The organism is Citrobacter werkmanii (assembly GCF_008693645.1).
Classification (GTDB): domain Bacteria; phylum Pseudomonadota; class Gammaproteobacteria; order Enterobacterales; family Enterobacteriaceae; genus Citrobacter; species Citrobacter werkmanii.
In genome coordinates this window covers 13,038-32,462 of sequence record NZ_CP044100.1, presented here as the reverse complement: position 1 = coordinate 32,462, position 19,425 = coordinate 13,038, and the positions used below count along the sequence as shown (strand labels likewise).

Annotated in this window: 17 protein-coding genes and 2 pseudogenes; 13 read left to right on the top strand and 6 right to left on the bottom strand. The window is 56.0% G+C overall.

Translation table 11 applies throughout. The annotated features are described in order from the left end of the window. Nucleotides 1-84: 84 nt before the first annotated feature. The 4 genes from FOB24_RS00155 (at nucleotide 85) to FOB24_RS00140 (ending at nucleotide 4,574) form a co-directional block, all read left to right on the top strand. Nucleotides 85-1,764 (top strand): Mu transposase C-terminal domain-containing protein, encoded by a 1,680-nt coding sequence (locus tag FOB24_RS00155; RefSeq protein ID WP_003830788.1) that lies wholly within the window; start codon nucleotides 85-87, stop codon nucleotides 1,762-1,764. A 2-nt stretch (nucleotides 1,765-1,766) separates the two neighbouring features. Beyond that, nucleotides 1,767-2,675, top strand: coding sequence for a TniB family NTP-binding protein (locus tag FOB24_RS00150; RefSeq protein WP_003830789.1), 909 nt, complete (start codon nucleotides 1,767-1,769; stop codon nucleotides 2,673-2,675). Further along, nucleotides 2,672-3,889, top strand: a complete 1,218-nt coding sequence (locus tag FOB24_RS00145; RefSeq protein ID WP_003830790.1) for a TniQ family protein — start codon at nucleotides 2,672-2,674, stop codon at nucleotides 3,887-3,889. The genes FOB24_RS00150 and FOB24_RS00145 overlap by 4 nt, the downstream gene beginning before the upstream one ends. A 61-nt stretch (nucleotides 3,890-3,950) precedes the next feature. Continuing rightward, nucleotides 3,951-4,574, top strand: coding sequence for a recombinase family protein (locus tag FOB24_RS00140; RefSeq protein ID WP_003155741.1), 624 nt, complete (start codon nucleotides 3,951-3,953; stop codon nucleotides 4,572-4,574). A gap of 204 nt (nucleotides 4,575-4,778) precedes the next feature. On the opposite strand, the gene qacG2 is transcribed toward FOB24_RS00140, so the two are convergent. Both qacG2 and FOB24_RS00130 read right to left on the bottom strand, forming a co-directional pair. Then, nucleotides 4,779-5,111, bottom strand: a complete 333-nt coding sequence (gene qacG2 / locus FOB24_RS00135) for a quaternary ammonium compound efflux SMR transporter QacG2 (RefSeq protein ID WP_003830719.1) — start codon at nucleotides 5,109-5,111, stop codon at nucleotides 4,779-4,781. A 193-nt stretch (nucleotides 5,112-5,304) separates the two neighbouring features. Next, nucleotides 5,305-5,820, bottom strand: coding sequence for a flavodoxin family protein (locus tag FOB24_RS00130; RefSeq protein ID WP_003830721.1), 516 nt, complete (start codon nucleotides 5,818-5,820; stop codon nucleotides 5,305-5,307). A 160-nt stretch (nucleotides 5,821-5,980) separates the two neighbouring features. On the opposite strand from FOB24_RS00130, the gene intI1 reads away from it, so the two are divergent. The 8 genes from intI1 to arsC all read left to right on the top strand — a co-directional run bounded on the left by intI1 (nucleotide 5,981) and on the right by arsC (nucleotide 15,395). Continuing rightward, entirely contained in the window at nucleotides 5,981-6,994 is a 1,014-nt protein-coding gene (gene intI1 / locus FOB24_RS00125) for a class 1 integron integrase IntI1 (RefSeq protein ID WP_000845048.1), read from the top strand. Nucleotides 6,995-7,293: 299 nt separating this feature from the next. Further along, nucleotides 7,294-7,851, top strand: a complete 558-nt coding sequence (locus tag FOB24_RS00115) for a recombinase family protein (RefSeq protein ID WP_001162012.1) — start codon at nucleotides 7,294-7,296, stop codon at nucleotides 7,849-7,851. Nucleotides 7,852-7,853: 2 nt separating this feature from the next. Continuing rightward, a complete protein-coding gene (locus FOB24_RS00110) occupies nucleotides 7,854-10,826 on the top strand; it encodes a Tn3 family transposase (RefSeq protein WP_001138071.1) in 2,973 nt (990 codons plus the stop codon). A 264-nt stretch (nucleotides 10,827-11,090) separates the two neighbouring features. Further along, nucleotides 11,091-11,444 (top strand): As(III)-sensing metalloregulatory transcriptional repressor ArsR, encoded by a 354-nt coding sequence (arsR, locus tag FOB24_RS00105; protein WP_001114211.1) that lies wholly within the window; start codon nucleotides 11,091-11,093, stop codon nucleotides 11,442-11,444. A 47-nt stretch (nucleotides 11,445-11,491) separates the two neighbouring features. Next, nucleotides 11,492-11,854, top strand: a complete 363-nt coding sequence (gene arsD / locus FOB24_RS00100) for an arsenite efflux transporter metallochaperone ArsD (RefSeq protein WP_000855178.1) — start codon at nucleotides 11,492-11,494, stop codon at nucleotides 11,852-11,854. Between the two features lie 17 nt (nucleotides 11,855-11,871). Next, nucleotides 11,872-13,623, top strand: coding sequence for an arsenical pump-driving ATPase (gene arsA / locus FOB24_RS00095; RefSeq protein ID WP_001010162.1), 1,752 nt, complete (start codon nucleotides 11,872-11,874; stop codon nucleotides 13,621-13,623). A gap of 44 nt (nucleotides 13,624-13,667) precedes the next feature. Continuing rightward, the gene (arsB, locus tag FOB24_RS00090) at nucleotides 13,668-14,957 is read left to right on the top strand and encodes an arsenite efflux transporter membrane subunit ArsB (RefSeq protein WP_000922626.1); all 1,290 of its coding nucleotides are present in this window, start codon (nucleotides 13,668-13,670) and stop codon (nucleotides 14,955-14,957) included. Between the two features lie 12 nt (nucleotides 14,958-14,969). Further along, nucleotides 14,970-15,395 (top strand): glutaredoxin-dependent arsenate reductase, encoded by a 426-nt coding sequence (arsC, locus tag FOB24_RS00085; protein WP_000065805.1) that lies wholly within the window; start codon nucleotides 14,970-14,972, stop codon nucleotides 15,393-15,395. Nucleotides 15,396-15,426: 31 nt separating this feature from the next. On the opposite strand, the gene arsA (FOB24_RS00080) is transcribed toward arsC, so the two are convergent. The 4 genes and pseudogenes from arsA (FOB24_RS00080) to FOB24_RS00065 all read right to left on the bottom strand — a co-directional run. Continuing rightward, nucleotides 15,427-17,184, bottom strand: a complete 1,758-nt coding sequence (gene arsA / locus FOB24_RS00080; RefSeq protein ID WP_001057014.1) for an arsenical pump-driving ATPase — start codon at nucleotides 17,182-17,184, stop codon at nucleotides 15,427-15,429. Between the two features lie 20 nt (nucleotides 17,185-17,204). Continuing rightward, nucleotides 17,205-17,567 (bottom strand): arsenic metallochaperone ArsD family protein, encoded by a 363-nt coding sequence (locus FOB24_RS00075; protein ID WP_000034288.1) that lies wholly within the window; start codon nucleotides 17,565-17,567, stop codon nucleotides 17,205-17,207. Between the two features lie 75 nt (nucleotides 17,568-17,642). After that, nucleotides 17,643-18,188 carry a sigma-70 family RNA polymerase sigma factor gene (locus FOB24_RS00070; RefSeq protein ID WP_001000741.1) on the bottom strand — a complete coding sequence of 182 codons (546 nt, stop codon included), beginning with the start codon at nucleotides 18,186-18,188 and terminating at the stop codon, nucleotides 17,643-17,645. Then, nucleotides 18,181-18,416 (bottom strand): annotated as a pseudogene (locus tag FOB24_RS00065) (helix-turn-helix domain-containing protein); the annotation flags it as partial. The pseudogene FOB24_RS00065 and the gene FOB24_RS00070, both read right to left, overlap by 8 nt. On the opposite strand from FOB24_RS00065, the pseudogene FOB24_RS00060 reads away from it, so the two are divergent. Further along, a pseudogene (locus tag FOB24_RS00060) lies at nucleotides 18,417-18,608 on the top strand (Tn3 family transposase); the annotation flags it as partial. Between the last annotated feature and the right edge of the window lie 817 nt (nucleotides 18,609-19,425).

The following is a 19,425-nucleotide window of genomic DNA, read 5'->3' as shown; positions in this document are numbered from 1 at the left end:
GCTCCTGACCACGCAATATCAGAAGTCATCTGCACCAATCTCGACTATGCTCAATACTCGTGTGCACCAAAGCGAGGTGTGAGCATGGCGTCAGACACATTACCAATTGCCGAGCAGGGCGTGGCCACCCTGCCCGATGCGGCATGGGCACAGGCCCGGCACCGGACCGAAATCATCGGGCCGCTGGCAGCGCTTGAAGTGGTTGGGCATGAAGCCGCCGATGCCGCTGCTCAAGCGCTGGGCCTATCCAGGCGGCAGGTGTATGTCCTGATCCGGCGTGCCCGGCAAGGTGCTGGGTTTGTGACGGACCTGGTTCCCGGCCAGTCCGGCGGCGGAAAAGGCAAGGGACGCTTGCCGGAATCAGTTGAGCGCATCATCCGCGAGTTGCTGCAAAAGCGCTTCCTGACCAAGCAGAAGCGTAGCCTGGCGGCGTTCCACCGCGAGGTCGCGCAGGCTTGCAAAGCGCAAAAGCTACGGGTGCCGGCGCGCAACACTTTGGCCCTGCGGATCGCCGGCCTCGACCCGCTCAAGGCCACTCGCCGCCGGGAAGGTCAGGATGCGTCCCGCAGCCTGCAAGGTGTCGGTGGTGAGCCTCCCGCCGTGACCGCGCCACTGGAACAAGTGCAGATTGATCACACGGTCATCGACCTGATCGTGGTGGACGAGCGCGACCGGCAACCGATTGGCCGTCCGTATCTGACCATCGCCATCGACGTGTTTACCCGCTGCGTGCTCGGCATGGTCGTCACGCTGGAAGCGCCGTCATCTGTTTCGGTCGGCCTGTGCCTTGTGCATGTCGCCTGCGACAAGCGTCCCTGGCTGGAGGGTCTGAATATAGAAATGGATTGGCCGATGAGCGGCAAGCCCAGGCTGCTCTACTTGGACAACGCGGCCGAGTTCAAGAGCGAGGCGCTGCGCCGTGGCTGCGAGCAGCACGGCATCCGGTTGGACTATCGTCCGCCAGGGCAGCCGCACTACGGCGGCATCGTGGAACGGATCATCGGTACGGCGATGCAGATGATCCACGATGAATTGCCAGGGACGACCTTCTCCAACCCTGACCAGCGCGGGGACTACGATTCCGAAAACAAGGCCGCCCTGACATTGCGTGAGCTGGAGCGCTGGCTCACGTTGGCGGTGGGCACCTATCACGGCTCTGTGCACAACGGCCTGCTTCAGCCGCCGGCGGCGCGCTGGTCAGAAGCCGTGGCGCGTGTCGGTGTACCGGCTGTCGTCACCCGCGCCTTGGCTTTTTTGGTCGATTTCCTGCCCATCATTCGCCGTACTCTGACTCGCACCGGCTTTGTCATCGACCACATTCACTACTACGCCGATGCGCTCAAACCGTGGATCGCACGACGCGACCGCTTGCCCGCTTTCCTGATCCGGCGCGACCCGCGTGACATCAGCCGTATCTGGGTGCTGGAACCGGAGGGGCAGCATTACCTGGAAATCCCCTACCGTACCTTGTCGCACCCGGCTGTCACCCTCTGGGAACAACGGCAGGCGCTGACGAAATTGCGGCAGCAGGGACGCGAACAGGTGGATGAGTCGGCGCTGTTCCGCATGATCGGGCAGATGCGCGAGATCGTGACCACCGCACAGAAGGCCACGCGCAAGGCGCGGCGCGACGCGGATCGACGCCAGCACCTCAAGGCATCGCCTCCGCCGGACAAGCCGATTCCGCCGAAAACGGACGTTGCTGATCCGCAGGCAGACAACCTGCCTCCGGCCAAACCGTTCGACCAGATCGAGGAGTGGTAGCCGTGGACGAATATCCCATCATCGACTTGTCACACCTGCTGCCAGCTGCACAGGGGCTGGCTCGGCTGCCGGCGGACGAGCGCATCCAGCGCCTTCGCGCCGACCGCTGGATCGGCTACCCGCGCGCGGTCGAGGCGCTGAACCGGCTGGAAACCCTGTATGCGTGGCCAAACAAGCAACGCATGCCCAACCTGCTGCTGGTTGGCCCGACCAACAACGGCAAGTCGATGATCATCGAGAAATTCCGGCGCACGCATCCGGCCAGCTCCGACGCGGACCAGGAACACATGCCGGTGCTGGTCGTGCAGATGCCGTCCGAACCGTCGGTGATCCGCTTCTACGTCGCGCTACTTGCCGCGATGGGGGCACCATTGCGCCCGCGCCCACGGCTGCCGGAAATGGAGCAACTGGCGCTGGCACTGCTGCGCAAGGTCGGCGTGCGCATGCTGGTGATCGACGAGCTGCACAACGTCTTGGCCGGCAACAGCGTCAACCGGCGGGAATTTCTCAACCTGCTGCGCTTCCTCGGCAATGAGCTGCGCATCCCATTGGTCGGGGTCGGCACGCGCGACGCCTACCTGGCCATCCGCTCGGATGACCAATTGGAAAACCGCTTCGAGCCCATGATGCTGCCGGTGTGGGAGGCCAACGACGATTGCTGCTCACTGCTGGCCAGCTTCGCCGCTTCGCTTCCATTGCGGCGACCCTCGTCGATTGCCACGCTGGACATGGCCCGCTACCTGCTCACACGCAGCGAGGGCACCATCGGCGAACTGGCGCACTTGCTGATGGCGGCGGCCCTCGTCGCCGTGGAGAGCGGCGAGGAAGCGATCAACCACCGCACGCTCAGCATGGCCGATTACACCGGCCCAAGCGAGCGGCGTCGGCAATTCGAGCGGGAACTGATGTGAAGCCAGCGCCACGCTGGCCGCTGCATCCGGCTCCCAAGGAAGGCGAAGCCTTGTCTTCATGGCTCAACCGCGTGGCCCTTTGCTATCACATGGAGGTGTCCGACCTGCTGGAGCACGATCTTGGTCACGGCCAGGTTGATGACCTGGATACCGCGCCACCACTGTCGCTGCTGATGATGCTCTTCCAGCGGAGCGGCATCGAGCTGGACCGGCTGCGTTGCATGAGTTTCGCCGGCTGGGTGCCTTGGCTACTGGATAGCCTTGATGATCAGATTCCAGACGCATTGGAAACCTATGCGTTCCAGCTCTCGGTGCTGCTGCCGAAACTCCGCCGTAGGACGCGATCCATCACGAACTGGCGTGCCTGGCTGCCCAGCCAGCCGATACATCGCGCCTGTCCGCTCTGTCTGAACGACCCGGCAAACCAAGCCGTACTGCTTGCATGGAAGCTGCCCCTGATGCTGAGCTGCCCGCTGCATGGTTGCTGGCTGGAATCCTATTGGGGCGTGCCTGGGCGGTTTCTCGGCTGGGATAACGCCGACACTGCGCCGCGCACCGCCAGCGACGCGATTGCAGTGATGGACCGGCGTACCTGGCAGGCACTGACGACCGGCCATGTGGAGCTGCCGCGCCGACGCATCCACGCTGGATTGTGGTTTCGGCTAATACGCACGCTGCTCGATGAGCTGAACACCCCGCTTTCGACGTGCGGAACCTGCGCGGGGTATCTCCGCCAAGTATGGGAAGGCTGCGGGCATCCGCTGCGTGCTGGGCAAAGTCTGTGGCGACCGTATGAAACCCTGAACCCGGCAGTACGATTGCAGATGCTGGAGGCGGCGGCAACGGCAATCAGCTTGATTGAGGTGAGGGATATTAGCCCGCCAGGCGAGCATGCAAAGCTGTTCTGGTCCGAGCCCCAAACCGGGTTCACCAGTGGCCTGCCGGCGAAAGCGCTGAAGCCCGAACCCGTCGATCACTGGCAGCGTGCGGTCAAGGCCATTGATGACGCCATCATTGAAGCGCGGCACGACCCCGAGACGGCACGCTCGCTGTTCGCGTTGGCTTCCTATGGTCGGCGCGACCCCGCTTCCCTGGAACAGTTGCGCGCTACCTTCGCGAAGGAAGGCATCCCCACGGAATTTTTGTCACATTACGAGCCTGATGAGCCCTTTGCATGTCTTAGACAGAATGACGGGTTAAGTGACAAATTTTGACGACCAGAACTTTCCGGTTCACACTGTCACATAATCGAACGTATACGTGACGGGTGAAAAGGTGCTGATCGGCTACATGCGGGTATCGAAGGCGGACGGATCCCAGTCCACCAATTTGCAACGCGATGCGCTCATCGCCGCTGGTGTGAGCCTTGCGCACCTTTACGAGGATCTGGCCTCGGGCAGGCGCGATGATCGCCCAGGGTTGGCTGCTTGCCTGAAGGCGCTTCGTGAAGGGGACACGCTGATCGTGTGGAAGCTCGATCGGCTTGGCCGTGATCTGCGCCACCTGATCAACACCGTGCACGACCTAACTGCGCGTAGCGTGGGCCTGAAGGTCCTGACCGGTCACGGTGCGGCGGTCGACACGACGACTGCCGCCGGCAAGCTTGTGTTCGGTATTTTTGCCGCGCTGGCCGAGTTCGAGCGTGAGTTGATTTCCGAGCGAACAGTCGCTGGACTTATCTCGGCGCGCGCTCGCGGCAGGAAAGGGGGGCGCCCCTTCAAGATGACCGCCGCCAAGCTACGCCTGGCGATGGCCAGCATGGGGCAACCGGAAACCAAGGTGGGCGATCTCTGCGAAGAACTCGGGATTACCCGGCAGACGCTCTACCGGCACGTGTCGCCCAAGGGCGAACTGCGGCCAGACGGCGTAAAGCTGCTCTCCCTCGGTTCAGCCGCATAAATGGAGGCGACCTGGAACGGGGCGCTGTTCAGTGCGGCAACGATCCGATTACCGGTGTCGACCCAGAGCAGCCGTAGAGCTTTTGGGAAAGCTGTCGTTCAACGTTTGACGTGAGGGGCCGCCGTAGCGGCGAAGCCGCGAAGGGAACCCGCAAGCGCAGCTTGTGGGCGGTCCCTCTCGACGGAATGGTTAGATGCGACCGTTTTAGTGAACACTTGCCTTAGATAGCAAGTTGAGCACAGCAACGCCGCTGATAATGAAGCCGACACCAACAAATCCCCACATATCTAGTTTTTGACCATGCAAAACCCATGCAATCGCAGTGACCAAGACGATCCCGAGGCCCGACCAAACTGCGTAGGCGATTCCAACAGGAATCGATTTGAGTGTCAGCGACAGGAAATAAAAAGCAGCAGCGTATCCCGCTACGACGATAAAAGACGGTACTAACCTAGTAAAGCCCTCACTAGACTTGAGCGCAGAGGTTGCAATGACCTCAAAAATAATGGCCGTAGCCAGAAATAACCAATTTTTCAAAATATTTCTCCATGGAGTTCCGCGAAGAAATTTTAGGTTCGATTTAAGAAAAAAAAACAGTCTTGTTGCTGGCCGAAATTTGTGCGCACAGCAAAGCATCTAACGCTGGAGTTAAGCCGCGGCGCGTAGCGCCGTCGGCTTGAACGACTTGTTATACAAATTTTGCTGGTAACCAGATTGACCATTTTGGAAATCAATTGTTTTTTACAAGATGAATAAACCTATCAACATCGGCTTGGTAATCTTGAGAATTGAAACCGTTTTCGCAGTTTGCGTGAACATAGCCGCCATAGCCCATGCCAAGATATCTGAAGGTATCTTTAAATGAATTGAGAAATGAGCTATCAGCATCGCTGCTAATGGATGTGCAAACAACAAAACCTGTTTTACTGCGCAGCCGCCTACCAATATCCTTTAGCTCATCAACATCCAGAAAATCCGATGTTCTATCAATAAATACCTTCATTTGAGCACTTGGGCCGTACCAATAAACTGGCGTTGCCAAAATTATATTCTCGTAATCTAGCAATTGATTCATCACAGAAAGAAAATCATCGCCTATGTTTTTGTGATCATAGTCATAGGGTGATATGTCTTTATCCAACAAATTGATTACACCAATATCTAGCTCAGAAGAGATCCAATCTATAAGTCTACCTGTATTGCCATTCCTTCTGGCACTCGCAAATACTGCTATTGTTTTGCTCACTGCTGACTCCTTTCATTTGTATAACTTTGTTTTAGGGCGACTGCCCTGCTGCGTAACATCGTTGCTGCTCCATAACATCAAACATCGACCCACGGCGTAACGCGCTTGCTGCTTGGATGCCCGAGGCATAGACTGTACAAAAAAACAGTCATAACAAGCCATGAAAACCGCCACTGCGCCGTTACCACCGCTGCGTTCGGTCAAGGTTCTGGACCAGTTGCGTGAGCGCATACGCTACTTGCATTACAGCTTACGAACCGAACAGGCTTATGTCCACTGGGTTCGTGCCTTCATCCGTTTCCACGGTGTGCGTCACCCGGCAACCTTGGGCAGCAGCGAAGTCGAGGCATTTCTGTCCTGGCTGGCGAACGAGCGCAAGGTTTCGGTCTCCACGCATCGTCAGGCATTGGCGGCCTTGCTGTTCTTCTACGGCAAGGTGCTGTGCACGGATCTGCCCTGGCTTCAGGAGATCGGAAGACCTCGGCCGTCGCGGCGCTTGCCGGTGGTGCTGACCCCGGATGAAGTGGTTCGCATCCTCGGTTTTCTGGAAGGCGAGCATCGTTTGTTCGCCCAGCTTCTGTATGGAACGGGCATGCGGATCAGTGAGGGTTTGCAACTGCGGGTCAAGGATCTGGATTTCGATCACGGCACGATCATCGTGCGGGAGGGCAAGGGCTCCAAGGATCGGGCCTTGATGTTACCCGAGAGCTTGGCACCCAGCCTGCGCGAGCAGCTGTCGCGTGCACGGGCATGGTGGCTGAAGGACCAGGCCGAGGGCCGCAGCGGCGTTGCGCTTCCCGACGCCCTTGAGCGGAAGTATCCGCGCGCCGGGCATTCCTGGCCGTGGTTCTGGGTTTTTGCGCAGCACACGCATTCGACCGATCCACGGAGCGGTGTCGTGCGTCGCCATCACATGTATGACCAGACCTTTCAGCGCGCCTTCAAACGTGCCGTAGAACAAGCAGGCATCACGAAGCCCGCCACACCGCACACCCTCCGCCACTCGTTCGCGACGGCCTTGCTCCGCAGCGGTTACGACATTCGAACCGTGCAGGATCTGCTCGGCCATTCCGACGTCTCTACGACGATGATTTACACGCATGTGCTGAAAGTTGGCGGTGCCGGAGTGCGCTCACCGCTTGATGCGCTGCCGCCCCTCACTAGTGAGAGGTAGGGCAGCGCAAGTCAATCCTGGCGGATTCACTACCCCTGCGCGAAGGCCATCGGTGCCGCATCGAACGGCCGGTTGCGGAAAGTCCTCCCTGCGTCCGCTGATGGCCGGCAGCAGCCCGTCGTTGCCTGATGGATCCAACCCCTCCGCTGCTATAGTGCAGTCGGCTTCTGACGTTCAGTGCAGCCGTCTTCTGAAAACGACAGCAAACGATGTCAGAATAGAGTTAAATTTCCTATTGATTGACATATTCCGTCAAAGGTAATAGATTTCATCCTGACACTTTTGCCTTTGGAGGCATCTTGCAAGGTCAACGCATCGGCTATGTCCGCGTCAGCAGCTTCGACCAGAACCCGGAACGGCAATTGGAGGGTGTTCAGGTGGCGCGGGTGTTCACCGACAAGGCTTCTGGCAAGGACACCCAGCGTCCCGAGCTGGAAAGGCTGCTGGCCTTCGTCCGCGAGGGCGACACCGTGGTGGTGCATAGCATGGACAGGCTGGCACGCAACCTTGATGACCTGCGCCGCATCGTCCAAGGGCTGACACAACGGGGCGTGCGCATGGAGTTCGTCAAAGAAGGGCTGAAGTTCACCGGCGAGGACTCACCGATGGCCAATCTGATGCTGTCGGTCATGGGAGCCTTCGCTGAGTTCGAGCGCGCCCTGATCCGCGAACGTCAGCGCGAGGGAATCGTGCTGGCCAAGCAGCGCGGTGCCTACCGGGGACGAAAGAAATCGCTGAACAGCGAACAAATTGCCGAGTTGAAACGGCGAGTTGCGGCAGGCGACCAAAAAACCTTGGTGGCCCGTGACTTCGGCATCAGCCGCGAAACCTTGTACCAGTACCTGCGGGAAGACTGACCATGCCACGCCGCTCAATCCTGTCCGCCACCGAGCGCGAAAGCCTGCTGGCACTGCCAGATGCCAAAGACGAACTGATACGGCACTACATGTTCAACGAAACCGACCTGTCGGTGATCCGTCAGCGTCGCGGCGCCGCGAATCGATTGGGCTTCGCTGTGCAGCTTTGCTACTTGCGATTCCCTGGCACCTTTTTGGGCGTCGATGAGCCTCCGTTTCCGCCCCTGTTGCGCATGGTGGCCGCGCAACTCAAGATGCCAGTGGAAAGTTGGAGCGAGTACGGCCAGCGCGAACAGACACGGCGGGAGCACTTGGTCGAGCTGCAAACGGTTTTTGGGTTCAAGCCCTTCACCATGAGCCACTATCGGCAAGCCGTGCATACATTGACCGAGCTGGCCTTGCAGACCGACAAAGGCATCGTGCTGGCGAGCGCACTTGTCGAGAATCTGCGGCGGCAGAGCATTATCCTGCCCGCCATGAATGCCATCGAGCGCGCAAGCGCCGAGGCCATCACCCGTGCCAACCGACGCATTTACGCGGCGCTGACCGATTCTTTGTTATCACCCCACCGTCAGCGCCTGGACGAACTTCTCAAGCGCAAGGACGGCAGTAAAGTGACGTGGCTGGCATGGCTGCGCCAGTCGCCTGCCAAACCGAACTCTCGCCACATGCTCGAACATATTGAGCGCCTGAAATCCTGGCAAGCACTTGATCTGCCCGCAGGCATCGAGCGGCAGGTTCACCAGAACCGCCTGCTCAAAATCGCTCGTGAAGGTGGCCAGATGACGCCTGCTGATCTGGCAAAGTTCGAGGTGCAACGACGCTATGCCACGCTGGTAGCGCTGGCCATCGAAGGCATGGCCACCGTCACCGATGAAATCATCGACCTTCACGATCGCATCATCGGCAAGCTGTTCAACGCGGCCAAGAACAAGCATCAGCAGCAGTTCCAGGCTTCCGGCAAGGCGATCAACGACAAGGTGCGGATGTATGGGCGCATCGGTCAAGCGTTGATTGAGGCCAAGCAAAGCGGCAGCGATCCGTTCGCCGCCATCGAGGCCGTTATGCCCTGGGACACCTTCGCCGCCAGCGTCACCGAAGCGCAAACATTGGCGCGGCCTGCCGACTTTGATTTCCTGCACCACATCGGTGAAAGCTATGCCACGCTACGCCGCTACGCGCCGCAGTTCCTGGGCGTGCTCAAATTGCGGGCTGCGCCCGCCGCCAAGGGTGTGCTCGATGCCATCGACATGCTGCGCGGCATGAACAGCGACAGCGCGCGCAAGGTGCCCGCCGATGCGCCAACCGCATTCATCAAGCCGCGCTGGGCAAAGCTGGTTCTGACCGACGACGGCATCGACCGGCGTTACTACGAGTTATGCGCCCTGTCGGAGCTGAAGAACGCGCTGCGCTCCGGTGATGTCTGGGTGCAGGGTTCTCGCCAGTTCAAGGACTTCGACGAATACCTGGTGCCGGTCGAGAAGTTCGCCACTTTGAAGCTGGCCAGCGAATTGCCGCTGGCAGTGGCCACCGACTGCGACCAATACCTGCATGACCGGTTGGAATTGTTGGAGGCGCAACTCGCCACAGTCAACCGCATGGCTGCGGCCAACGACTTACCGGATGCCATCATCACCACCGCGTCAGGCCTGAAGATCACGCCGCTGGACGCGGCAGTACCAGACGCCGCGCAAGCCATGATCGACCAGACAGCTATGCTGCTGCCGCACCTCAAAATCACCGAGTTGCTGATGGAGGTCGATGAATGGACGGGCTTCACCCGCCACTTCACACACCTGAAGACCAGCGACACGGCCAAGGACAAAACCTTGCTGTTGACGACGATCCTGGCCGACGCGATCAACCTGGGTCTGACCAAAATGGCCGAGTCCTGCCCTGGCACCACCTACGCCAAGCTGTCTTGGCTGCAAGCCTGGCACATCCGCGATGAAACCTATTCGACGGCGCTGGCCGAGCTGGTGAATGCGCAGTTTCGGCAACCCTTCGCCGGCAACTGGGGTGACGGCACCACGTCATCGTCGGACGGCCAGAACTTCAGAACCGGCAGCAAAGCAGAAAGCACTGGTCATATCAACCCGAAGTATGGAAGCAGTCCAGGACGGACTTTCTACACCCATATCTCCGACCAGTACGCGCCCTTCAGTGCCAAGGTGGTCAACGTGGGCATTCGTGATTCAACTTACGTGCTTGATGGCCTGCTGTACCACGAGTCGGACTTGCGCATCGAGGAACACTACACCGACACGGCAGGCTTCACCGATCACGTGTTTGGCTTGATGCATTTGCTGGGATTTCGCTTCGCGCCGCGTATCCGTGACTTGGGCGAAACCAAGCTATTCATCCCCAAGGGCGATGCCGCCTATGACGCGCTCAAGCCGATGATTAGCAGCGACAGGCTGAACATCAAGCAAATACGCGCCCATTGGGATGAAATTCTGCGGCTGGCCACCTCCATCAAGCAAGGCACGGTAACGGCTTCGCTGATGCTGCGCAAACTCGGCAGCTACCCGCGCCAGAACGGCTTGGCCGTGGCGTTGCGCGAGCTGGGGCGCATCGAGCGCACGCTGTTCATTTTGGATTGGCTGCAAAGCGTGGAGCTGCGCCGCCGCGTCCATGCGGGGCTGAATAAGGGCGAGGCGCGCAACGCGCTGGCCAGGGCGGTCTTCTTCTACCGATTGGGTGAAATCCGCGACCGCAGTTTTGAGCAGCAGCGCTACCGGGCCAGCGGCCTCAATCTGGTGACGGCGGCCATCGTGTTGTGGAACACGGTATATCTGGAGCGTGCCACCAGTGCTTTGCGTGGCAACGGCACGGCGCTGGACGACACATTGTTGCAATATCTGTCGCCGCTGGGGTGGGAGCACATCAACCTGACCGGCGATTACCTATGGCGCAGCAGCGCCAAGGTCGGTGCGGGGAAGTTTAGGCCATTGCGACCGCTGCCACCGGCTTAGCGTGCTTTATTTTCCGTTTTCTGAGACGACCCCAGGATAATCGGGGTCCGACGCTCAGTGGAACGAAAACTCACGTTAAGCAATGTTTCATTTATTTGAGTTGCCTCAAAAGACCCTTTTACCTGTTCTGCTAACGTAGCTTTCCCCTGCAGGACGTTTTTACAGCCTCATAGTGACAACTAACTTTACATATGATAAATCGTATATGTATTTGACTTGTTTCTTTTTGAAGCCGACAATGCTCATTCAAAGCCGGAGCATATAATGCCAGAAATCTCACCCCTACAACTTTTCAAAACCCTGTCCGATGAAACTCGTCTGGGTATCGTGCTGCTGCTCAGAGAGATGGGAGAGCTGTGCGTGTGCGACCTTTGCACTGCGCTAGAACAGTCACAGCCTAAGATCTCCCGCCATCTGGCGATGCTTAGGGAAAGTGGCCTGTTGCTGGATCGCAAGCAGGGGAAATGGGTTCATTATCGCTTATCCCCGCATATTCCTTCCTGGGCTGCTCAGGTGATTGAGCAGGCCTGGTTAAGCCAACAGGACGACGTTCAGGCCATCGCCCGTAAGCTGGCATCAGCAAACTGCTCTGGCAGTGGTAAAGCTGTTTGTATCTAAAAAATTTGCCTATACATATATGGTTTTACAAATATGAGGTGTTAAAGATGAAAACGTTAACCGTGTTTGATCCTGCGATGTGCTGCAGTACCGGCGTTTGTGGTTCAGATGTTGATCAGGTTCTGGTCGATTTTTCTGCTGATGTGCAATGGCTGAAAGGGCGTGGTGTTCAGATCGAACGTTTTAACCTGGCGCAGCAGCCTATGAGCTTCGTTCAGAACGAAAAAGTGAAATCATTCCTTGAAGCATCAGGCGCCGAAGGGCTTCCGCTACTGTTGCTGGATGGTGAAACGGTGATGGCGGGGCGATATCCCAAACGCGCTGAACTGGCTCGCTGGTTTGGTATTCCGCTGGAGAAAGTAGGAGTGGCTCCGACAAGCTGCTGTGGTGGTAATACTTCCTGTTGTTGATTATGTCAGGAGGACTTATGAATTTTTTACAGAATATCCCGCCTTACCTGTTTTTCACTGGCAAAGGAGGAGTAGGTAAAACCTCAATTTCCTGCGCTACAGCTATACGCCTGGCAGAACAGGGTAAGCGCGTCCTGCTTGTCAGTACTGATCCGGCGTCTAACGTCGGTCAGGTATTCGATCAGTCTATTGGCAACACTATCCAGTCCGTGTCTTCGGTGCCAGGCCTTTCGGCGCTGGAGATCGACCCACAGGACGCTGCCCAGCAATACCGCGCCAGAATCATTGACCCAATTAAAGGTCTTTTGCCAGACGACGTCGTTAACAGTATCAGCGAGCAGCTTTCAGGCGCTTGTACGACAGAGATCGCTGCGTTCGATGAGTTTACTGGCTTACTGACCGACGCTTCTCTACTGACCCACTTTGATCACATCATTTTTGATACTGCCCCAACGGGCCACACTATTCGCCTTCTGCAGCTTCCCGGAGCCTGGAGCAGCTTTATTGAAAGTAACCCGGATGGTGCTTCCTGTCTTGGTCCAATGGCTGGGCTGGAAAAACAACGCGAGCAATATGCTCATGCTGTCGAGGCATTATCCGATCCTGAACGTACGCGCCTGGTGCTGGTTGCGCGATTGCAAAAATCAACATTGCAGGAAGTCGCCCGCACTCATGACGAGCTATCAGCCATTGGCCTTAAAAATCAGTATGTAGTCATTAACGGTGTCCTGCCAGCGAGAGAAGCAGAACGTGATGCACTGGCCGCTGCAATATGGCAACGGGAGCAAGAGGCTCTGACAAATCTTCCTGTCGGGTTAGCTGAGTTGCCGATAGACACTCTATTCCTGCAGCCGCTGAATATGGTTGGTGTGTCCGCATTGAAAGGCCTGCTTAACGAACACGCTGAGATAGCATCGCTTCCAGAACAAAGCATACAGAACAAGCCAGAGAACATGTCGCTGTCTGCCATGGTTGATGATATCGCCCGCAGTGAGCACGGTTTGATTATGTTGATGGGTAAAGGTGGTGTGGGTAAAACTACGATGGCTGCTGCTATCGCCGTCCGACTTGCGGACATGGGTTTTGATGTACATCTCACTACCTCAGATCCTGCTGCGCACCTGAGTACAACCCTGGACGGTAGCCTCAATAACCTGCAGGTCAGCAGAATAAATCCACACGATGAAACCGAACGCTATCGTCAGCATGTTCTTGAGACGAAAGGCAGGGATCTGGATGAGGCCGGGAAACGACTGCTCGAAGAGGATTTACGTTCTCCTTGCACAGAAGAGATTGCGGTATTCCAGGCGTTCTCTCGCGTAATCCGTGAAGCAGGTAAACGGTTTGTGGTCATGGATACGGCACCTACCGGGCATACGTTATTACTGCTTGATGCTACCGGGGCTTATCATCGTGAGATTGCCAGGAAGATGGGAGATAAAGGTCATTTTACCACTCCGATGATGCAGCTTCAGGACCCAGTACGTACCAAAGTCCTTCTGGTCACTCTGCCTGAAACCACACCGGTACTGGAAGCGGCAAACCTGCAGTCCGATCTTGAGCGTGCGGGGATTCATCCCTGGGGCTGGATTATTAATAACAGCCTTTCCATTGCACAGACCCATTCACCATTACTTTGTCTGCGTGCTCAACAAGAGCTTCCACAGATCAAGGCCGTGCAGAGCACGCATGCCAAACGTATCGCGTTAGTACCTGTACTGGCATCAGAGCCCACAGGCATCGATAAACTCAGAGAGCTGGCAGTTTAATTTTGTTTATACAGGGCGGCGTATCCGCCCTGTCTGGAGGATTTATGTTACTGGCAGGCGCTATTTTTATCCTGACCATCGTTTTGGTTATCTGGCAGCCGAAGGGATTAGGGATCGGCTGGAGTGCGACGCTGGGCGCAGTACTGGCGTTGATCTCTGGCGTTGTCCATTTTGGTGATATTCCTGTTGTGTGGAATATCGTCTGGAATGCGACGGCGACCTTTATTGCCGTGATAATTATCAGCCTTCTGCTCGATGAATCCGGCTTTTTCGAATGGGCGGCGCTGCACGTTTCACGTTGGGGTAACGGTCGGGGGCGTTTGCTGTTTACCTATATCGTCTTGCTCGGCGCAGCGGTGGCGGCATTGTTTGCCAACGATGGCGCGGCATTGATTCTGACTCCAATTGTCATCGCCATGCTGCTTGCATTAGGTTTCAGTAAAGGAACTACGCTGGCATTTGTCATGGCCGCCGGGTTTATTGCCGATACGGCCAGTCTGCCACTCATCGTGTCGAACCTGGTTAACATCGTTTCTGCAGACTTCTTTGGGCTGGGTTTCACTGAGTATGCGTCGGTAATGGTGCCGGTTGATATCGCCGCCATTATCGCCACGCTGGTGATGCTGCATCTGTTCTTCCGCAAAGATATTCCACCGACTTACGACCTGGCTCTCCTGAAAGCACCGGTAAAAGCGATTAAAGATCTGGCAACCTTCAGAACCGGCTGGATAGTGTTGATCCTTCTTCTGGTTGGCTTTTTCGTCCTTGAGCCGTTGGGTATCCCGGTTAGCGCGATTGCGGCTGTTGGCGCTGTGATCCTGTTTGCGGTGGCGAAACGAGGCCATGCCATTAACACTGGCAAAGTGCTTCGTGGCGCGCCATGGCAGATCGTCATCTTCTCTCTGGGGATGTATCTGGTGGTCTATGGTCTGCGCAACGCCGGACTAACAGAATACCTCTCCGGTGTGCTCAACGTGCTGGCAGATAAAGGACTTTGGGCCGCGACGTTTGGTACCGGCTTCCTGACGGCTTTCCTGTCTTCCATCATGAATAATATGCCTACCGTGCTGGTTGGCGCTCTCTCTATTGATGGCAGCACCGCAACAGGCGTTATCAAAGAGGCGATGATTTATGCCAACGTGATTGGCTGCGATCTGGGACCGAAAATTACTCCTATTGGTAGCCTGGCAACGCTGCTCTGGCTGCATGTCCTTTCACAGAAGAATATGACCATCACCTGGGGATACTATTTCCGTACCGGGATCGTCATGACTCTGCCTGTGCTGTTTGTAACGCTGGCCGCGCTGGCGCTACGTCTCTCTTTCACTGTGTAATGAGATACTGATATGAGCAACATCACCATTTATCACAACCCTTCCTGCGGCACGTCGCGTAATACGCTGGAGATGATCCGCAACAGTGGTACTGAACCGACCGTTATTCTTTACCTTGAGACTCCACCTTCACGCGATGAGCTTGTCAAACTTATTGCAGATATGGGCATTTCCGTCCGGGCTTTGTTGCGTAAGAACGTCGAGCCGTATGAGGAGCTGGGTCTTGCAGAAGATAAATTTACTGACGACCAGCTAATCGACTTTATGCTGCAACATCCTATTCTGATTAACCGTCCGATTGTCGTGACGCCACTCGGAACTAAACTTTGCCGTCCTTCGGAGGTGGTTCTGGATATCCTTCCAGATGCTCAGAAAGCGGCTTTCACCAAGGAAGATGGTGAAAAAGTCGTTGATAATGCAGGTAAAAGACTGAAATAAAGATGAAGGGGGCATTTGCCCCCCTTCATTACTACGTCGTCATATCTTCCAGCAGGTCAATACCAACAGGCTCTTCGCTCTGTAGCGCTGTTAATGCAATACGCTTTGCATACAGCTCTTTGACATCAGAGATAAGAGGCCGCTCGCGGTTCGCCCTGGTCTTCAGGAGGGGTGAAGACGGTTCAGCTGCCGCCAGGCTGTTATTAACAACCCATGCCCACGGCTCGATGCCAGCGCGACGCAAATCCTGCTGCAGGTTTGCTGCTTCCAGTACAGGTGTCGTTTCGGCAAGCGTCACGATAATCACCTTCGTCTTCTCCGGGTCCTGTAATTGCATCATTGGCGTCATCACATGGTCATGTGTTTGCCCCATCTGGCGCACCATTTCCCGGTGATAGGCTCCAGTCGCATCCAGTAGCAAAAGTGTGTGACCCGTTGGCGCGGTGTCCATAATGACAAAATGGTCGTCTGCCTCTTTGATGATCCGTGAGAATGCCTGGAAGACAGCAATCTCTTCAGTGCATGGCGAGCGGAGGTCTTCCTCCAGCACCGCCAGCCCTTCTGCATCTAATCCTTTGCCCTGATTTTCCAGGACAAAGCGGCGATAACGTTCTGTCTCTACCTTAGGGTCGATACGGCTGACCTGAAGATTGGGCAGAGAGCCATCCAGCGTGCAAGACAGATGTGCTGCCGGATCGGATGTGGTCAGGTGGACTTTGTGGCCGCGTTTCGCCAGCGATACCGCGACTGATGCCGCAACGGTCGTTTTGCCCACTCCGCCTTTACCCATCGTCATGACCAGCCCTTTGCCAGTTTGGCTCAGTTCATCAACCAGTGAAGCAAGTTTCGGTAAATCCAGAGCATTCAGCGTGGTAGCAGGGAGAGCCAGTGAGGCTTTGCTCTCTGTAAATAACTCACGCAGGGCTTCCAGACCGACCAGATTAAATGGCTTCAGATACAGCTGTGAGCGGGGAAGATTAGCCAGATTATCAGGCATTGCCTGTAATGCTTTTTCTTCCCGAGCCAGAATACTCTGCGCCAGTGGATCATTCTCACCCGCAAACGGCGGCAGCACACCATTAATGGCAAGGTGTTGATGCTGCAAACCGATAGCAGACAGCTCATCGTGCGTATGAGAAACCTCTTTCAGCGTTGAAGCCTGGGCACGGGCAACCAGCACTAAGCGTGTGAGAGCTGCATCAGACAGCGCTTTAACCGCATCGGAGTACTGGTGCTGTTGTTTCTCCAGCCCTACCAGCGGTCCGAGGTTAGCGGCGGCATCAGGATTCGCTTCCAGATAACCGCTCCAGGCTCCCGGCAGCTCAAGCATGCGGATGGTGTGACCGGTTGGCGCGGTATCAAATACGATATGGTCATATTTTTCCCGCAGCTCATGATTGGTCAACAGACCAGTAAACTCATCAAATGCAGCGATTTCTGTGGTACATGAACCTGAAAGCTGCTCTTCAATGCTGCTGACCACATCGGCTGGCATCAGCTCGCGAACAGGGTCGAGCACACGGTCGCGATAAGCCTGTGCCGCAGCCATCGGATCAACTTCCATCGCCGCAAGATTTTCTACGGTGGTGATATCAGTGATTCGGTGGCCGATAGTCTGGCTAAATACCTGGCCGACATTGGAAGCCGGATCGGTACTCACCAGAAGCGTTCTCTTACCCTGATCGGCCAGCCATACCGCAGTTGCACAGGCCAGGGATGTTTTACCCACTCCACCTTTACCGGTGAAAAAGATAAACGGGGGAATGTCTTTTAAAAATGGCATATTCATCAGTGATAGCTCCTCTGGAATTAAGGCATACGTGGAATGCTGCAGCAGCGTGGTTGCGTGCTGTCTTCACTCCAGTCCTGACTAAGCGGAATACCTGCCCAACGGGCGATATCTTCACGAGTCGGGAGTTTGCCTGCCATCACGAGTTTGCCGTCGAGCAAGGTGACAGGGAGGGAGTCCATCCCTGATGTGTTCAGAAACTCTTTAATGACAGGCGAGTTCAGGAACTGCTGCGGGTTCTTCGCAAGGCTGTAGCGTTGAATATCAACGCCATTCTTTTTAGCCCATTCGGCACTAGCGTTCCATTTGACGGCTTCGTCGCTGACCACAACGCTACTGGTTGCGCAGCAGCCTGCTGCTTCAAAGATCTCAATTTTTGACATGGACTTTTTACCTCAGTGTTTAGTCGGTTGGCTTTACACTGAGGTAAACGAGAGTGAAGGGAAAAAGATGCGCGATTAATTCATTTTTTTGTGGCAGCAGACGGGAGACGTGTCACCCGCCTCAATCTGACAAAGTTCTGTCATAGTTTCTTTCAGGTGCTTTCTGGCCCGAAGCAGACGGGATTTAAACGCTGTAAGCGTGATTCCCAGTTCATCGGCAAGGGACTGTTGGGGACGCCGGTTAAGGTCGGATTCTTCAATCAGCCACCGCTCATCTTCGGGTAAAGCCTGTAATGTTTCAGGCAGACAAATATCCAGCGTTGAGATTGCATCAGGAGAAACATCGGGCAAATGGACCTCTTCTTCCAGCTCAACGAATTCCCTGGTATTGCGGTACTCATCAATCAGCAGATTCCTCGCCGCCCGATACAGCCAGGCTCGCGGATTCTCCATCTCGCAGAAACTGTCTGAATGAACACGGGCACGCAGGAATAGCTCTTGCAGAAGGTCTGCCGCTTTTTCTCTATCGCCTGTCTTCGATGTCAGAAAGCGAGAGAGTTCGGCTTCATGCTGTCGCCAGAACACGTTCATGCAGTTGTTGAATGCCGTTACATCATTCATGTTCGTCCTCAATTTTGCTCTGATTAACCCGACTCTCATCTTCCAGAATTTTATAAACAGTCGAACGGGCAATATCCGTTGCGCCAGTTCCCTGCTGGTGAAGTGCAGTACACTATTTCTGTCGATGATGCGCTTTCGGCCAAACCGGATACCTTTTAGCCTGGCCTCCTGCCGCCCTTCGTTTGTACGTTCTAAAATCCTCCTGCGTTCGGCCTGAGCTACAGCTGTATGCAGGCAGCCCTGGATTATCTCCGGGAACAGGGTGAAACCGTGAATGATGAAGATGTCGCACGCCTCTCACCACTTTGCTACGGACATATCAATATGCTCGGCCATTATTCCTTCACGCTGGCAGAACTGGTGACAAAAGGGCATCTGCGGCCATTAAAAGAGGCCTCGGAGGAAGAAAATATTGCTTAACGTGAGTTTTCGTTCCACTGAGCGTCAGCCCCCTAATAGGGAAAATATACTACGGCAGAGGCTTAACGTCAGTATTGTACTGAGCATAAGCTGTGGTCACGAATGCCGCCTGGCGGCATGGAGGCGCCAGCAGGTGTAAATAGAATACTGATGGTGAGTGGCGCCGGGACCCGGCGTAGCCGGAAATGCAGCTTCAATATTCGGGTTAAGAATGCCGAGCAGCGCGCAGGCATTCCGGGAATGCGCCAAAGGCGCATAGAGGCGCCCTCAGAAGTTGACCAGAGCACGGTTGTTAATGGCGCCGTAGCCCGGCGCAGCCGGTTACGCTGTTGATAGGTTCCACCAATCCATCCCTTCGCCCTGCTAAGCTATAACCCGCTTATAACCATGATGTGGTTTCATTAAGCCCTTTTAACTCCGGTGAGCGGGCTGTACGGCGCTTGCGACGTACAGGGCGTGATTTCCGGAGCCGTGGTGCCGGCGTAGCCGGTGCCCGGGGGCTGTACAGAGGGACCTGACGCGACGTTACTGTCAGCCACTCAAATGTTTAGTTACATCATCCAGCATTAAAAGCGATGTTGTTCCGGCCCTTTGGGCCGGGGCGGCCTCGCTTTTCAGTGGTGGGAGGGGCTGTGATGGTTCAGGTGTGCACGATTCACGTCTTTGCGTGAATATTCTGGATGTTGTAACTATTTTACTCTGACTGATGCCCGCCGCGTAGTGGCGGGAGGTACATATGCTGTTTCCGAACCGGCGCGGACGTAGTCCGCTGCAAGGGCGGACATTATTCCCGTTTTCCACAGGAAAGCGGGACTGA

Coding starts and splice junctions, on each gene's coding strand:
- arsC (WP_000065805.1), top strand. CDS start 14,970: ATGAGCAACATCACCATTTATCACAACCCTTCCTGCGGCACGTCGCGT.
- FOB24_RS00110 (WP_001138071.1), top strand. CDS start 7,854: ATGCCACGCCGCTCAATCCTGTCCGCCACCGAGCGCGAAAGCCTGCTG.
- arsA (WP_001057014.1), bottom strand. CDS start 17,184: ATGAATATGCCATTTTTAAAAGACATTCCCCCGTTTATCTTTTTCACC.
- arsA (WP_001010162.1), top strand. CDS start 11,872: ATGAATTTTTTACAGAATATCCCGCCTTACCTGTTTTTCACTGGCAAA.
- arsB (WP_000922626.1), top strand. CDS start 13,668: ATGTTACTGGCAGGCGCTATTTTTATCCTGACCATCGTTTTGGTTATC.
- FOB24_RS00070 (WP_001000741.1), bottom strand. CDS start 18,188: ATGAATGATGTAACGGCATTCAACAACTGCATGAACGTGTTCTGGCGA.
- FOB24_RS00155 (WP_003830788.1), top strand. CDS start 85: ATGGCGTCAGACACATTACCAATTGCCGAGCAGGGCGTGGCCACCCTG.
- arsD (WP_000855178.1), top strand. CDS start 11,492: ATGAAAACGTTAACCGTGTTTGATCCTGCGATGTGCTGCAGTACCGGC.
- arsR (WP_001114211.1), top strand. CDS start 11,091: ATGCCAGAAATCTCACCCCTACAACTTTTCAAAACCCTGTCCGATGAA.
- intI1 (WP_000845048.1), top strand. CDS start 5,981: ATGAAAACCGCCACTGCGCCGTTACCACCGCTGCGTTCGGTCAAGGTT.
- FOB24_RS00075 (WP_000034288.1), bottom strand. CDS start 17,567: ATGTCAAAAATTGAGATCTTTGAAGCAGCAGGCTGCTGCGCAACCAGT.